This is a genomic window from Priestia abyssalis, from assembly GCF_002019595.1.
Taxonomy (GTDB): Bacteria; Bacillota; Bacilli; order Bacillales; family Bacillaceae_H; genus Bacillus_BA; species Bacillus_BA abyssalis.
Map to the genome: position 1 here is coordinate 1123186 of NZ_KV917369.1, position 14904 is coordinate 1138089.

Sequence of the window (14904 nt, forward strand, 5' to 3'; positions counted from 1 at the left end):
GGTTGGAAACTAGAAAGGACTTATTGCTTGCTTTCCAGTTTCCAACCTTCTCCTTCAATAAAAACAAAATCTACAGATGTTACAACTTCGGCTTCCGTGTACTCTGTTGAAATGTCCCTCATGTTGTGATACATCTTTCTTTTTTCTTCATTATGCTTACTTTTCTTCAAAAGATGTGGTTCCTTCGCATTGTCCATCGTCATAAAGAATGCCTCCTTCATGAGTTGATAAGAAAGTGAGCAGGCCTTTCTTAATCATAAAGAGGAATACGGTGTCCCAACCCTTCGAAGCTGGTGCAAACTTGATTAAGAAAACGAAGGGTGGCGATGATAGGACCATTACATTGTATGCTTTTAAGGTTGGTCTTTTTTATTACGTTTTCATGACAAATATAGGACGCCATTAATAACATAGACATGAGAATAAATTGTTATACGTCCTTAATCAGCAGAAATGGACACGTGCAAATAACCGCTGTTTTGAAATTTTAATGGTAAGCTTACTAATACGGCAGTATGATGGGCAATGGGTTCTTCATAAAGAGAAGGAGTGGTAATATCCAGGGAAACCTGAGCATTCGTTGCTTCAGTGGCCAGATTGCCAGCAATCATATTGCCTAATTCACATGTAAAGGATTGGAGCATGGCGCCTTCTACTTCCATTCCAAACATAGATTGAGCAAGGCTGGAAAACGTGCTCTCTTCTCCTTTTATAATAAGAGAGCCTGAAACATCTCCCGTCAATCCGATATGAACATGCTGAATGGTAAGAATCGAATTCATAGAAGGGTCGGATGTTGATTCAATGGTGATGCTAACTGGCACCATTGTTTGGAAAGATGAAATAGCAGATTTTAAAAGATGTTCCATTGAATTGGCCAATGTCATAATCTCACCTCGTCTGAGTCGAAAGTAATAATACTATCATATCATGATTTGTCGAAATTTTAGGAAGGAAATTTATTTTTTCTCTTATTAACAGAAATGATAACGAATGAAGCTATACAATGAATGGAGGGTGTCCGATTTAGGACACCCTCCATTCATTGTTGCGGAAATAACTTTTGAATTTCTTGTTTATAGTTTCCTTTTAAAATTCCTTTTTCCGTGATGATGGCAGTGATCAGTTCATTAGGCGTTACGTCAAAAGCCGGATTATAGACCGAGATTCCTTCCGGGGCAATGCGGCTTCCATTCAGGTGTGTGATTTCTTCTGCTGCACGCTCTTCAATGGGAATCTCTGCACCGCTTTCAATCGCAGGGTCAAAAGTGGAAAGGGGAGCGGCCACATAAAATGGAATTTCAAATGATTTGGCAAGCAGCGCTAATCCGTATGTCCCAATTTTATTGGCAGTATCACCATTTGCTGCGATGCGGTCAGCTCCTACAATAATCGCTTTAATCCCTTTTGTTTTAATTGTGTGGGCAGCCATGTTGTCCGTGATCAGAGTGACATCGACTCCGGATTGCTGCAATTCCCAAGCGGTTAAACGTGATCCTTGTAATACAGGGCGTGTTTCGCATGCATACACTTTTAGTGGAATTTCCTTCTCAATTGACAAATGGAATGGAGCGAGCGCTGTTCCATAATATGCAGTTGCAATGGATCCAGCATTGCAAATGGTCATGACGGAATCCTGTTTATTTAATAGAGAAAGAGCATAGTTGCCGATGCTGTAGCATACTTCTTCATCCTCTACTTGAATGCAAATAGCTTCATGAACAAGCGTTGTTTTTGCTTCGTTCACGGAAGTAACTTCCTGAATGCTTCCAACCATGCGATCAAGCGCCCAAAATAAGTTAACAGCCGTTGGACGTGAGTTGGCTAAATAGTCACGTTCTTTGTTCAGCCTTGCTTTGAATGCATCGATGTTATCCTCTTCGTACCGGCTTGCAGCCAAAGCCAATCCGAAAGCCGCGGTAATTCCGATTGCCGGAGCCCCACGCACCTTCAATGTTTTGATTGCATCCCACACATCTTCCAATGTTTGAAGCTCCAAATATTCGATAGAAAGAGGTAAAGCTTGCTGGTTCAATAAAGTTATATGTGTATCGTTCCATTGTACGGAGCGTGGTAGAGGTAATGTTGTTGTCATGGTGAATACTTCCTTTCGTTAAGAGGTTGTTCAAAAAGTCCGGGTTTATCCTCCTTTTTGGACCTCTATATTAAACTTGAACGTATCTATTAAGCTGTAACTTTTACAATTTCATTTACGATATCAGGGGTGATGCTTTGCTGATTCAGCAGAAGAGCTTTGCCGAGGCGCAGTGCATGACGTTTTGCCTCAATGCGTTTTTGTGACTCTTCGATGCCGTCTAAATCGGCTACATGAGCCAATCCGATCGTACGGCGGATTACTTCACAGCCTGCAAAACCGACGGCATCACGCCATGTTGTTTTTAATACGTATTCCAAATAGCCATTGACGCCAGCAAAAGCTTCCAGGCTGTCTTTTTTCCATAGTGCTGTGAATGTTTCACTGAATATCTCCCATGTATCGTTTACTTGAGCGAATAATTCACTTTGTTGTTCTTCACTGCGAGAGAGGGCATTCAACAATAGGTTGGCAATGAACTGGCCGAGATCAAAACCGAGCGGACCATAAAAGGCAAACTCTGGATCAATTACTTTCGTTGTGTCCTTATCAGCGAAAATACTGCCGGTATGTAAATCCCCGTGAATGAGCGCATCGCTGTTTGTTAAAAACTTTTTCTTGAGCTTCGCTGCTTCAAGTTTTACTTGAGAATCCGCCCAAAGAGCCTTGACGTCTTCTCGAAGCTCTTCTTCAAAATCATTGGTTTCATGATCAAAAAACGGATCAGTAAAGACTAAATCTTCTGTAATTTTACACAAGTCGGGATTCACAAACTGTTTAGCCAATTCCTTTTTTTCTTCCGGATCAAGCGCAAAGTCTGATGTGTAAAACAAAACGTGTGCTAAAAATTCCCCGATATGTTTAGCAAGAAGAGGGTATGCTTCCCCTTGAACAAGTCCTGTACGTGCAATTTTAAGATGTGATAAATCTTCCATAACCGTTACCGCCAACGTTTCATCCGCGTAATAGACTTTTGGTACGTATTGTGGAACATATTGCGCAAACCGCTTTAATGCATCACTTTCGATTTTGGCCCGGTTAAGGCTTAACGGCCAGCTTTCTCCCACAACTTTCGCGTATGGAAGCGCTTGTTTGATGATGATGCCCTTTTTGTTTTCATCTGTAATATGAAAGACCAGGTTTAAATTTCCATCACCAATTTCACGGGAAAATAATACAGCATCTTCTTTAAAAAATTGTAATTTTACAGCTAATGCAATCGCTTTTTCTTCTGTTAGCGGTTCGTAAACAACTTGAGTGGATAATGACATGTTAAAAACCTCCATCGTTTTTTCTAAGAGTTCTCATCTGTTTAATGAGTTTTATAGTTAACTTAATAGAAAGAGGTTTTAATCAAGGCAATGAAAAAGATTTTATCTTTTTCATTGCCTTTTGGTGGGCTTTGCCTGCCTAGGCAGGCAAAGCCCACCAAAAAAGCCTCTTTCTTTGCGAAAGAGGCTTGAAGACGATGAGTCCAAGCCTCTTATCTGCCAGAAAGATATCTTTCTGTTGGATTTAGCACCGTGCCTTCGTGAACAAGTGTTATGTTCAACAGCGCGAGAAACATGCGCTCCACCTTGCGATGGTATTACGGTCGGTTGCTGGGCTTCATAGGGCCAATTCCCTCAGCCAACTCTTGATAAGAGACATACATATTCGGTTATAGCGGCTGTTCAACAAATCCGATAAAATTTTTGCGTCCTTTTTGAACATACCACGTACATTTGAAAATTTAGAATTTACTTTAAAGTTCGAATGTTTTAATCGCTTGATGTGAATATTAGCAGGAGATTCACATGATTGTCAACACATTTTTTATGAATTATGAATAAAAATTTGTGCGCCGATCCGAAAAGATTGGAATTTGAGAACGTACTTGCCGCACTTTTTCGCTGTCGATGACTCCTGTGATGATTTCCTCTTCTTCCGTTGCTTCAGCCACTATCTCTCCCCATGGATCAATAATAAGAGAATGGCCGGCAAATACATTATCCGGGTTGCTGCCCGTACAATTGCAGGCGACGACATAGCACTGGTTTTCAATCGCGCGGCTAATTAAAAGGGCGCGCCAATGTGCCAGACGAGGAAGAGGCCATTCAGCTGAAACGAACAATACTTCCGCTCCTTGGCTTGTATGGACACGCATCCATTCCGGAAAACGAATGTCATAACAAATGAATCCCGCACAGGAAGTATCATTTAAAGTGAATAGGTTTTGCGTTTCTCCTGCCTGCAAATAAACGTGTTCATCCATGAGCTTAAACAGGTGGAGTTTACTATATTCAGAGACGACCTCTCCTTCATGGTTAAATACATACATCGTATTTGTAATGCCTCTCTCTGTTTTTTTAGCAACAGATCCTGCTATAATGGCAACTTGATGATTTTGGGCAAATGAGGAAAAAAATTGCTTCGTTTTTTCACCGTTTTCATCTGCAATGTCTTGTAAGCGAGCCAGGTCATAACCTGTCGACCAAAGCTCCGGTAAAACTAAAATATCCGGATTGCTTTGAAGGGCTTCCTTCATTTTTTCTTCTGCACGCAAAAAATTTTTTTCGGGATCGCCAAAAGCGATGTCGAACTGAATACATGCGACTTTTAATGCCATATGCATATTCCTGCCTTCCAATTGAAATAAAAAATAGCTTTACAAGTTGATTACAACGATATATTATTTGTGACTAGAATTTCAAGAAATTTTTGAGAAGGTGCAAAAAATGAAAAATTTTGAGCAATCTGAGTTACTGAAGCATTTACCGAAGCAATTTTTTGCTTCGCTTGTAAATAAAGTGGCAAACGTGATGGCAAAGGGCCATGATGTGATCAATCTCGGCCAGGGGAATCCTGATCAGCCAACACCCCCTCATATTGTAAAGGCACTTCAAGAAGCAGCAGAAGATCCTCGGAATCATAAATATTCGCCTTTCCGAGGCCATTCTTTTTTGAAAAAGGCTGTGGCTGCATTTTATGAACGGGAATATGGGGTAAAGGTCAATCCGGAAAAAGAAGTCGCCATTTTATTCGGCGGCAAGGCCGGCTTGGTAGAAATTCCACAATGCCTGCTGAACCCTGGTGATACGGTTTTAGTTCCAGATCCAGGATATCCAGATTATTGGTCGGGTGTGGAACTGGCACGCGCTAAAATGGAGATAATGCCTCTTCGTGCGGAAAATCAATTTCTTCCAAACTATGAAGAATTGTCGGAAGAAGTGAAGCAAGAGGCGAAGCTCATGTTTTTGAATTATCCGAATAACCCAACAGGCGCGACCGCCACATCCGCTTTTTTTGAAGAAACAGTCGAATTGGCTAAAAAGCATGATATTTGCGTTGTACATGATTTCGCTTATGGCGCCATTGGTTTTAACGGACAAAAACCAATTAGCTTTTTGCAAACGGATGGGGCAAAAGACATCGGAATTGAAATTTATACATTTTCTAAAACATATAATATGGCGGGGTGGCGTGTTGGCTTTGCCGTTGGAAACGAAAGCGTCATTGAAGCCATCAACCTGCTGCAAGACCATCTATATGTCAGCATTTTTGGAGCGATTCAGGCAGCGGCAGCAACTGCCCTGTTGGAACCACAAGACTGTGTCGATGAGCTTGTCGGACTTTATGAAGCGCGTCGGGATGTACTAATTGATGGGTTGCGGCGAATCGGATGGGATGTACAAGCGCCTGCAGGGTCTTTTTTTGCCTGGCTGCCGGTTCCCGACGGATACTCTTCTGAGCAATTTGCTGATTTCTTACTGGAAGAAGCGAAAGTGGTCGTGGCTCCGGGAATTGGGTTCGGTGAATATGGAGAAGGATATGTTCGTGTCGGTTTATTGACGGATGAAGATCGTTTACGCGAAGCTGTCGCGCGAATTGGAAAATTGAATTTATTTTCCGAAAAATAATTGACAAAGAAAAAAACTCCTGTCATAATCCATACTAGATTAACTGGAAATGAACTTTTTGAAAAATAACATATATAAGCAACTTTCTTATCAAGAGCAGGCGGAGGGACGAGCCCGATGAAGCCCGGCAACCGACTTAACGATCGTAACGAGTTAAGCACGGTGCTAATTCTTGCAGCAATACGCTGAGAGATAAGAAGAGTGCTAGTAATTAGCCTCTTCTTAATTGAAGGGGCTTTTTGTTTATTTTTATCATAAATCCTAAAAAGGGGCATGGTAAAGGCATAAAGTGAAACAGTTTTAAATGAATGGTTCAACAGCCAAGAAAATCTAAGACCGTAGAATATACAACAAAGGAGAATCGGAATATGAGTGAAGTGATTGCAAGCTATTTGATTCACGACCCATCAGGGGACTTAGAAAAAAAGGCAGAAGGAATCGCGCTTGGACTGACGGTTGGTTCCTGGACGAATTTGCCGCTGCTGGAGCAAAAACAATTGCAAAAACATAAAGGGCGTGTTGTGTCGGTTTCCCCTTTACAAGACTGCGAGAGAGTCAATCAATACTTAGATAAACAAATGACACAAGCCATTATTAAAATCGCTTATCCGGCGGTGAATTTTTCAGCCGATTTACCAGCTGTTTTAACTACGGTTTTCGGAAAATTATCGCTTGATGGAAAAGTAAAACTAATTGACCTGGATTTTCATCCCGAGCTGCTTCAAGCCTTTCCGGGTCCGCGGTTTGGAATTGAGGGAATCCGCGAAAAGCTCGGTGTGTATGATCGCCCGCTTGTAATGAGTATTTTCAAAGGAGTTATCGGACGCGACATTGAGTACTTAACCGAGCAGCTTCGCGAACAAGCACTGGGCGGTGTCGATTTAGTAAAAGACGATGAAATTTTATTCGATAACGAGCTGACACCGTTTGAAAAGCGGATTACGGAAGGAAAACGGGTGCTGGATGAAGTGTTTGAGCAAACAGGACATCGCACGTTATACGCTGTGAATTTAACGGGGCGCACGTTTGAATTGAAAGAAAAGGCGAAGCGTGCTGCTGAATTGGGAGCTGATGCCCTTTTGTTCAACGTATTCGCTTACGGATTGGATGTACTTCAAGCGTTGCGTGAAGATGATGACATCGCGCTTCCAATCATGGCTCATCCGGCGGTAAGCGGGGCATCCACACCATCTGAATTTTACGGATTCTCGTATTCTCTTTTACTCGGAAAATTGCTGCGCATAGCGGGAGCAGACTTCTCCTTATTCCCGTCTCCATACGGAAGCGTCGCTTTGCCGTTTGAGGATGCGGTCAGTATCAGTGATGAATTGGTATTTGCAAGTAAACAGCTTAAACAGGCGTTTCCTGTTCCGTCAGCCGGCATTCATCCGGGCATGGTTCCGGTGTTAATGCATGACTTTGGCATTGATTCAGTTATTAATGCAGGAGGCGGCGTTCACGGCCATCCGGATGGAGCGGCCGGTGGAGGACGTGCTTTCCGTGATGCAGTCGATGCCGTGCTGAATGGTCAAACACTTGAACAAGCTGCTGAACAATCCGAGCCTCTCAGAAAAGCAATTGAACTATGGGGAACAGTAGAGGTGCCATCATGAAAAAGCCCGTTATTTTTTGCGACTTTGACGGAACGATCACACACAGCGATAACATCATTGCCCTCATGAAAGAGTTCGCCCCTCCCGAATGGGAAGCGATTAAAGATGACGTTCTTGCTCAAAATATCTCGATCAAAGAAGGGGTCGGAAAGATGTTTTCCCTTCTGCCGGTAACTCTGAAACAGCAGCTTATCGAGTTTTTGCTTGAAAAGGCAAAAATTCGAGAGGGTTTTGCAGAGTTTGTCTCTTTTACGAAAGAGGAGGGATTTCCCCTTTATATCGTGAGCGGAGGAATCGATTTTTTCGTTCATCCTATGCTGGATGGATTAGTAGAAAAAGAGAACATTTACTGCAACGGCTCTGATTTTAGCGGTGATACTATCACGATTACATGGCCGCATTCATGCGATGATAAGTGCAGTAATGATTGCGGTTGCTGCAAGCCTTCCCTCATTCGAAAGCTTGAACGGGAAGAGGACTTTAAGATTGTAGTTGGTGACTCCATCACCGATTTACAGGCAGCTAAAATGGCCGATGCGGTCATTGCCCGCGATTTCTTAAGCGAAAAATGTGAAGAATTGCAAATTCCATATTTTCCATTTACGACATTTTACGATGTGATTGACCATATAAAAGAACTGACGGGGGTGAAATCATGAGTACGTTGGCGAAGCGATGGCACGAACTGGCAGATGTAAAAGATGAACTGGCAGCACGCGACTGGTTCCCGGGAACAAGCGGGAACCTGGCCATTAAAGTAACGGACGAACCGCTTACGTTTCTTGTCACGGCAAGCGGAAAGGATAAACGCAAGCGCACGAATGAAGATTTCCTGCTGGTTGACGCACAGGGAAATAAGGCCGAGGAAACGGATTTGAAGCCTTCGGCGGAAACGCTGCTTCATGTAGAAATTTATAATAAGACGGATGCCGGGTGCAGTCTTCATGTACATACGCTTGACAACAATGTCATTTCCGAGCTTTACGGAGATGAGGGAGAGGTCGTGTTTAAAGGTCAGGAAATCATCAAGGCGTTTGGCATTTGGGAAGAGGATGCGGAAATTCGTGTTCCGGTTATCCGCAACTATGCTGACATACCGACCTTGGCACAGGAGTTTGGCAAGTATGTAAAAGAGGACCAGGGTGCGGTTCTTATTCGCAATCACGGGATTACCGTCTGGGGCAGAAATGCTTTCGAAGCGAAAAAGTTTTTGGAAGCTTATGAATTTTTATTTAGCTATCATTTGAAAGTACTTTCATTAAAATCACAATTATATTAAATCCATCTAGAACATTCGACATGGTCAAAGAGCAACCATGTCGAATGTTCTAGACCTAAGCGGCTGTCACCCCCCTTACGGGGTTGGTGCCATCCGCATAGGTGAACCTTTGAGGGGCGATTCAGGATGTCTGGATCACTGTTTGTAAACTTGTCTCAATTGAATAGATAAATGTCGAGTGATCAAGTGGGACTTATATATAAAACATCTAATACTAGGGGGAAAAAGAAATGGCAGAAATTCGTTTACATGTTAACAATGAGCGCATCGCAAATCAACAAGAGGTAGAAGAGTTCTTAGCAAGCAACGAAGTTATTTATGAGAAATGGGACATCACTAAACTTCCAGAGGCACTACGTGAAAATTATGCCTTAACAGACGATCAAAAAAATGAAGTGTTAGAGGCTTTCCAATCGGAAATTGCCGATATTTCCGAGCGCCGGGGGTATAAAACGGCGGACGTGATTTCATTATCGGAAACAACACCGAACTTGGATCAATTGTTGAAGAACTTTCAACAGGAGCATCATCATACAGATGACGAAGTACGCTTCATCGTAAGCGGTCACGGCATTTTCGTCATTCAAGGACAAGACGGTAATTTCTTTGATGTAGAATTGGAGCCGGGGGATTTAATTTCCGTTCCTGAAAACGTTCGTCATTATTTTACGTTAATGGATGACCGTAAAGTCGTCGCTGTTCGTATCTTTGTTACAACAGAAGGCTGGGTACCAATCTACTAATCTTCCATCCACGTAACCTTTTATGATGGTAAGGAGCATCCATCATAAAAGGTTACGCATAAGCAGCGGCCAATAGCCCGCTGCCTATGCAAAAATCAAGTGAACTTTTCATCAATGAGTAATTTGCCTGTTAATAGTTATAAAACCAAGTTTTTCGATAAGGATAGTTTGTAAAAAAGATAAAAGATCAAGGAAAAAAGGAGTCTTTATATGAAACAAATCGTTCGAACATTATTATTCACTATTTTAACGTTTGTTCTCGTCTTGCCTTTGGCTGCCTGTACGAGTGAACAACCGACCGCTTCTAATGCGGAACCGGCTAAAGAGGAACAAGGAAGCAAAGAAGATCAAAATCAAGAAAAAGAAGACAAAACAGAGAAAGCAACACCTGTTCCAAAAGGGAAAAATGGAAAGTTGAAGATTGCCCTTGTGGCTGAATTCACGACTGGAACGCATGCTTCTCAATACGTAAGCGGGGTAAAGAAAGCGGCTGAGGAAAAGGACATTGAACTTGTCATTTCCGATGCGAATAATGACCAAGCCAAAATGGCTTCATATTTGGACACAGCGATTAACCAGGATGTGGATGGCATCGTGATTAAACACGGCCGTACCGAAACATTGGAGCCAGGCGTGAAACGTGCGGTGGAAAAAGGAATCCCTGTTGTGGCGTTTGACGTCGAATTGAATGTCGATGGGGTTACGACAATCGATCAAGATGATTACATGCTGGCATTGTTGGCATTGAAACAAATGGCTCAAGATATTGACGGTGAAGGTAACATCGTGAACATTTTCGTCGGCGGCTTTGCACCGATGGAAAAACGAAATCGTGTATATGAAATTATGCTTCAGCGATACCCGGGAATTAAAGAAATTGCCCGTTTCGGAAATGCTACCGCCAACACATCATTGGATACGCAAACAAAAATGGAAGCCATTTTAAAGCAATATCCGAATAAAGGTGATATTAAAGCAGTTTGGGCGCCTTGGGATGAATTTGCAAAAGGGGCTACGCGTGCAATTAAAGAAGCGGGTCGTGATGAAATTAAAGTATACGGCATCGATTTATCAGATGAAGATTTACAAATGATGCAAGAAGAGGGAAGCCCTTGGAAAGCGTCGGCAGCCGTTAATCCGGCAGCGGTAGGAGAAAAACAAGTAGAATTGCTGCTTCAAAAATTGGCGGGTGAAAAAACACCTCGTTACTACTCATTTGATCCTGTGCTTGTGACACAAGACGATTTACCGGAAAGCCCAATCAACATGGATCAATTGCAGGAGTACGTAGAAGAATGGGGCAACAACGAGTAAAGAACACCGATAATGGACAAGAAGCAGAAGGAGCGCTTTCTTCTGCTTCTTGTATGAGAAGAAGGAGTGTGGAGATTTGAGTGCAGCGGTTACGTTAAAGATGAGTCATATTCAAAAGTCATTCGGCTCTTTTAAAGCGCTGAAAGGAGTAAATTTTACCGTTCAAAGCGGGGAAATCCATGCGTTATTGGGAGCGAATGGAGCGGGAAAAAGCACTCTGATGAAAATTTTGTGCGGTGTATATGAGGAGTATGAAGGAAGCATTTCGAAAAATGGAGAAAACATTCACATTCACTCGCCAATAGATGCCAAAAAGCATGGAATCCAAGTCGTCCACCAAGAAGTGGATGTCGCGCTTATCCCTTATTTATCGGTCGCGGAAAACATTATGCTCGATGCTCAAGTATCGGCTAAAAAGAGTGTTATCAGCTGGGGCGGTCTTCAACAGAAGGCAAAAGAAGCGTTAAAACAGCTCGGGGTGGAACTTGATGTAAAGCGGGAAGTTTCGACGCTTACTTTATCCGAAAAACAGCAAGTGTTGATTGCACGCGCGATTGTGCAGGAAGTGGAATATTTGATCTTGGACGAACCGACAGCCCCTCTTAGCGTCGAAGAAACGAAGCACTTGTTCAAGGTGATTCGTCAATTGGCAGCTAATGGTGTGGGCGTTATTTATATTTCCCATAGGCTTCAAGAGGTATTTGAGCTTTCAGATCGTATGACGGTTGTGCGGGATGGGGAGCATGTGGCGACGAAGCCTGTTTCTGAAACAACAGTCCAAGAGGTTATTACATTTATGCTTGGAACATCATTCGAAGAGGAATTTCCAAAAGAAGCCGTTCCGATTGGCGATACGCTTTTTTCTGTGGAACATCTATCATGGGAAGGGAAGCTTGAAGATATTTCATTTTTGGTTCGCGAAGGGGAAATTGTCGGGATTGCAGGGCTTGTAGGAGCAGGAAAGACGGAGTTATGCCGCAGTCTATTTGGTTTAGCAGATGAATTAAGCGGGGAAGTAACGGTCCGCGATCATCGTCTCGCTCTTAATAAGCCGCCTTATTACTATATTCAACATGGAATTGCCCTCGTTCCGGAAGAACGAAGAAAAGAGGGAATTTTAGTAGAAGAATCTATTGTCTCCAATTTGACGCTGCCGAGTCTCTCCAAGTTTACCAATTTCTCTTTTTTATCTCGTTTCAAAGAACAAAAGGAAGCAAAGCGAACGGTACAAGAAGTGGGAGTGAAAGCTTCATCCATCCAGCAAAAGGTCGGGACATTGAGCGGAGGCAATCAGCAGAAGGTGGCCATCGGTAAATGGCTGCTGCAAGATGCGGATGTTTATTTGTTCGACGAACCGACAAAAGGGGTGGACATCGGTTCAAAACGAGATATTTTTCAGCTGATCAATGGATTGGCGAAACAAGGGAAAGGCGTTGTGTATGCAACATGTGAATTCAATGAACTTCTTGGTATTGCTGACCGCATTTACGTCATGTATGACGGAAAAATCGTAAAAGAATTAACACGAGCCGAAGCAACACAAGAAAACACTTTTTATTATGCAGCAGGAGGAGAACGCGATGAACAGTCAAATAGTAGAGCAACAACACATTAACACACCCGCCAGGCAAAAGGTAAGCATCTTCGATTTCTTCTATAAATATGGAACGGTATTAACGATCGTTCTCGTTATCGGGATCTTTTCCTTGCTATCACCGAATTTTTTAACGGCTGATAACATTAGTGATATTTTACGATCCATTTCAATCGTTACCTTGATTGCGGTCGGAGTGACATTGTCTTTAACGATCAATGGATTGGATTTATCTGTCGGGTCGACTGCAGGTCTTGCGACCATTTTATCGGCTTCCATGCTCGTCTTGCATCGTCAGGAACTCATTGTAGCTATTATCGTTCCAATTATAGCCGCCGTTCTGATAGGGCTGATTAATGCTTTTTTAGTCGTCAAAGTAAAGATTCCAGATATTTTAGCGACATTATCGATGATGTTCATTGTTCAGGGGGCTTTATTGACGTATACAAAAGGATACGCGATTTATACGAATATGCCGCTTGCAGACGGCGGACGTGCACCGGGGATTTTCATTCCTTCTTTTATCCATATCGGTCAAGGCGAAATACTCGGAATCCCTATTCCGGTTTTGATCATGCTGCTTGCGGTTCTTGTCGTGCACATCTTTTTAACCTATACGAAACATGGCCGTTTCTTTTATGTGACGGGAGGAAATATGGAAGCGGCACGCTTATCCGGTGTGCCGGTCAATAAGTATCGTGTGTATGCGTATGTTCTTTCAGCGTTATTTGCCGGGATTGGCGGGGTTGTCTTGGCTGCCAGAATTGGAGTGGGCGAAGTAAATGCCGGTGCACCATTTCTAATGGATGCAGTGGCAGCGGCCTATATCGGCTTTTCCGTATTTGGGGCCGGGAAACCGAATGTCATCGGGACATTGTTCGGTTCCATTTTAATTGGTGTCTTGCTAAACGGGTTAACGATGTTGAATGTTCCTTATTATACACAGGATATTATTAAGGGGGCCGTCCTTGCAGGGGCGTTGGCGATTACGTATTATCGCCAAAAATCTCATTCTTAGAAAAATATTAAAGGCTGTGGAGAAAGAAAGTTCCACAGCCTTTTTTAGTACCCATTTTAAAGCGCGGGAGATCAAATTATTGGATGCCAGTGCTTCTGGAGGTTGAACAGTCGCCTCCGCTTTTCTTGATTGTCTAGCTGCGGCTCCTAGCTCGCTGTGGAAAAGATGATTGCTCTCATAAGGCAAAAAACGCCTTCTGGATCAACCCCTATTTCCTTCACGAGCTGAACAGTCGCCTCCGCTTTTCTTGTTTGTCCAGCTGCACGAGCTACACCCTACGGTCATTTCCGCTCCTTCTGACGAAACCAAAAAGCGGTTTCTTTGTCAGAAGCTCCAATGCCCTATGGGTGTGAACAAGCTCGTTCCGCTTTTCTTGATTGTCTAGCTGTGAAAGCCAAGGTGTACAGGTGTTTCATTTTCTCCTATGGAACCAAAAAACGATTCTTCAGGAGAAGATTCCAGCTCCCATTGCTTTAAAGGAGCTTTCTCCGCTTTTCTCATAATTGGAAGTGTGCAACAGCGAAAAGATCCGCCGGATTTAATGATTTCTGTAATATCTACCTCAATTACCTCGTATCCGCGGTTTCGCAGTTGCTCATTCACCTTTTTATTGACGGGCAGACTTAATATCTTTTTATGGCCGATTGAAAGGACATTTGTCCCGAGCGTGAATTGTTCTTCTTCTGTCACTTCAATTAAATCATAACGAGATGATAACAAAGCTGCCACTTTATCTTCAATGACTCCAGGGAAAATTAATGCTTCGTCCGGAGATAAAATATTGAATACACAATCTAGATGCAAATATTTTTCAGTGAAGGGAACCGAAATCACTTCGTAATCGGGTAACAATTCTTGTAAATGATGAATGGCCTTTTCATTTGTTCGATTGCTGACACCCACATAAATGGTGTTGCGGTCTATGATGACATCCCCGCCTTCAATTTGGTCTTTTTTCAGGTTATAAAAAGGAACATGCTCTTTTTCAAGCCATTCTTTCAATATTCCTTCTTCTCCTTGTCGAATATCACTCGCCATTTCAGCGACAAAAACTGTTTCTCCAAGTGTAAAGCCAATATCACGTGTAAACACCTGCTCCGGATATCGCTCAAGGGATGGAAGCAAAATTACATGGATTCCATGATTACGTAACGTTTGAACAAACTGTTTATGCTGCTCCATGGCTTTTGCGATATGAATACCTACGTCTTTAAAATGTTTTTGAGTTTCGTTGATAACTTCGCGTATTGTCATATATTGAGGTTCACATAAAACTACCGTATGCAATTTATCGTATTCACTATTACAAGCTGCTTTTATGCCTTCTTCTGGAATTACTGCCATTTATA

At 42.6% G+C, this 14904-nt stretch carries 14 protein-coding genes and 2 riboswitches; of the genes, 8 read left to right on the forward strand and 6 right to left on the reverse strand.

Annotated elements, in window-relative coordinates; genetic code table 11:
* Nucleotides 1-20: 20 nt before the first annotated feature.
* From BK575_RS05165 to BK575_RS05185, 5 genes are all read right to left on the reverse strand, one after another.
* Nucleotides 21-203: a hypothetical protein gene (locus BK575_RS05165; protein WP_078409205.1), complete on the reverse strand. Its 183-nt coding sequence runs from the start codon at nt 201-203 to the stop codon at nt 21-23.
* A gap of 237 nt (nt 204-440) precedes the next feature.
* Entirely contained in the window at nt 441-887 is a 447-nt protein-coding gene (locus BK575_RS05170; RefSeq protein ID WP_078409206.1) for a chemotaxis protein CheX, read from the reverse strand.
* Between the two features lie 155 nt (nt 888-1042).
* Nucleotides 1043-2095, reverse strand: coding sequence for an S-methyl-5-thioribose-1-phosphate isomerase (gene mtnA, locus BK575_RS05175; protein WP_078409207.1), 1053 nt, complete (start codon nt 2093-2095; stop codon nt 1043-1045).
* An 89-nt stretch (nt 2096-2184) separates the two neighbouring features.
* Complete coding sequence (gene mtnK / locus BK575_RS05180; RefSeq protein ID WP_078409208.1) at nt 2185-3366, reverse strand: S-methyl-5-thioribose kinase; 1182 nt, start codon at nt 3364-3366, stop codon at nt 2185-2187.
* 209 nt (nt 3367-3575) lie between these two features.
* Nucleotides 3576-3741, reverse strand: a riboswitch (SAM riboswitch).
* Nucleotides 3742-3917: 176 nt separating this feature from the next.
* Nucleotides 3918-4703: a carbon-nitrogen family hydrolase gene (locus BK575_RS05185; protein ID WP_078414653.1), complete on the reverse strand. Its 786-nt coding sequence runs from the start codon at nt 4701-4703 to the stop codon at nt 3918-3920.
* A gap of 109 nt (nt 4704-4812) precedes the next feature.
* On the opposite strand from BK575_RS05185, the gene BK575_RS05190 reads away from it, so the two are divergent.
* The 8 genes from BK575_RS05190 to BK575_RS05225 all read left to right on the forward strand — a co-directional run bounded on the left by BK575_RS05190 (nt 4813) and on the right by BK575_RS05225 (nt 13555).
* Nucleotides 4813-5994: a pyridoxal phosphate-dependent aminotransferase gene (locus tag BK575_RS05190; protein ID WP_078409209.1), complete on the forward strand. Its 1182-nt coding sequence runs from the start codon at nt 4813-4815 to the stop codon at nt 5992-5994.
* Between the two features lie 84 nt (nt 5995-6078).
* Nucleotides 6079-6193: riboswitch (SAM riboswitch) on the forward strand.
* 169 nt (nt 6194-6362) lie between these two features.
* Nucleotides 6363-7607, forward strand: coding sequence for a 2,3-diketo-5-methylthiopentyl-1-phosphate enolase (gene mtnW, locus BK575_RS05195; protein ID WP_078409210.1), 1245 nt, complete (start codon nt 6363-6365; stop codon nt 7605-7607).
* Entirely contained in the window at nt 7604-8266 is a 663-nt protein-coding gene (locus tag BK575_RS05200; protein ID WP_078409211.1) for a 2-hydroxy-3-keto-5-methylthiopentenyl-1-phosphate phosphatase, read from the forward strand. The genes mtnW and BK575_RS05200 overlap by 4 nt, the downstream gene beginning before the upstream one ends.
* The gene (locus tag BK575_RS05205) at nt 8263-8886 is read left to right on the forward strand and encodes a methylthioribulose 1-phosphate dehydratase (protein ID WP_078409212.1); all 624 of its coding nucleotides are present in this window, start codon (nt 8263-8265) and stop codon (nt 8884-8886) included. The genes BK575_RS05200 and BK575_RS05205 overlap by 4 nt, the downstream gene beginning before the upstream one ends.
* A gap of 230 nt (nt 8887-9116) precedes the next feature.
* Nucleotides 9117-9629: a 1,2-dihydroxy-3-keto-5-methylthiopentene dioxygenase gene (locus BK575_RS05210; protein WP_078409213.1), complete on the forward strand. Its 513-nt coding sequence runs from the start codon at nt 9117-9119 to the stop codon at nt 9627-9629.
* 210 nt (nt 9630-9839) lie between these two features.
* Nucleotides 9840-10943 carry a sugar ABC transporter substrate-binding protein gene (locus BK575_RS05215; protein ID WP_078409214.1) on the forward strand — a complete coding sequence of 368 codons (1104 nt, stop codon included), beginning with the start codon at nt 9840-9842 and terminating at the stop codon, nt 10941-10943.
* Between the two features lie 100 nt (nt 10944-11043).
* Complete coding sequence (locus tag BK575_RS05220) at nt 11044-12558, forward strand: sugar ABC transporter ATP-binding protein (protein WP_078414654.1); 1515 nt, start codon at nt 11044-11046, stop codon at nt 12556-12558.
* Entirely contained in the window at nt 12524-13555 is a 1032-nt protein-coding gene (locus BK575_RS05225) for an ABC transporter permease (RefSeq protein ID WP_078409215.1), read from the forward strand. The genes BK575_RS05220 and BK575_RS05225 overlap by 35 nt, the downstream gene beginning before the upstream one ends.
* Nucleotides 13556-13936: 381 nt before the next feature.
* Here BK575_RS05225 and BK575_RS05230 read toward each other — a convergent pair whose 3' ends face one another.
* Complete coding sequence (locus tag BK575_RS05230; protein ID WP_078409216.1) at nt 13937-14899, reverse strand: dimethylarginine dimethylaminohydrolase family protein; 963 nt, start codon at nt 14897-14899, stop codon at nt 13937-13939.
* Nucleotides 14900-14904: the final 5 nt, after the last annotated feature.

Coding starts and splice junctions, on each gene's coding strand:
- BK575_RS05165 (WP_078409205.1), bottom strand. CDS start 203: ATGACGATGGACAATGCGAAGGAACCACATCTTTTGAAGAAAAGTAAG.
- BK575_RS05170 (WP_078409206.1), bottom strand. CDS start 887: ATGACATTGGCCAATTCAATGGAACATCTTTTAAAATCTGCTATTTCA.
- mtnA (WP_078409207.1), bottom strand. CDS start 2,095: ATGACAACAACATTACCTCTACCACGCTCCGTACAATGGAACGATACA.
- mtnK (WP_078409208.1), bottom strand. CDS start 3,366: ATGTCATTATCCACTCAAGTTGTTTACGAACCGCTAACAGAAGAAAAA.
- BK575_RS05185 (WP_078414653.1), bottom strand. CDS start 4,703: ATGGCATTAAAAGTCGCATGTATTCAGTTCGACATCGCTTTTGGCGAT.
- BK575_RS05190 (WP_078409209.1), top strand. CDS start 4,813: ATGAAAAATTTTGAGCAATCTGAGTTACTGAAGCATTTACCGAAGCAA.
- mtnW (WP_078409210.1), top strand. CDS start 6,363: ATGAGTGAAGTGATTGCAAGCTATTTGATTCACGACCCATCAGGGGAC.
- BK575_RS05200 (WP_078409211.1), top strand. CDS start 7,604: ATGAAAAAGCCCGTTATTTTTTGCGACTTTGACGGAACGATCACACAC.
- BK575_RS05205 (WP_078409212.1), top strand. CDS start 8,263: ATGAGTACGTTGGCGAAGCGATGGCACGAACTGGCAGATGTAAAAGAT.
- BK575_RS05210 (WP_078409213.1), top strand. CDS start 9,117: ATGGCAGAAATTCGTTTACATGTTAACAATGAGCGCATCGCAAATCAA.
- BK575_RS05215 (WP_078409214.1), top strand. CDS start 9,840: ATGAAACAAATCGTTCGAACATTATTATTCACTATTTTAACGTTTGTT.
- BK575_RS05220 (WP_078414654.1), top strand. CDS start 11,044: ATGAGTCATATTCAAAAGTCATTCGGCTCTTTTAAAGCGCTGAAAGGA.
- BK575_RS05225 (WP_078409215.1), top strand. CDS start 12,524: ATGAACAGTCAAATAGTAGAGCAACAACACATTAACACACCCGCCAGG.
- BK575_RS05230 (WP_078409216.1), bottom strand. CDS start 14,899: ATGGCAGTAATTCCAGAAGAAGGCATAAAAGCAGCTTGTAATAGTGAA.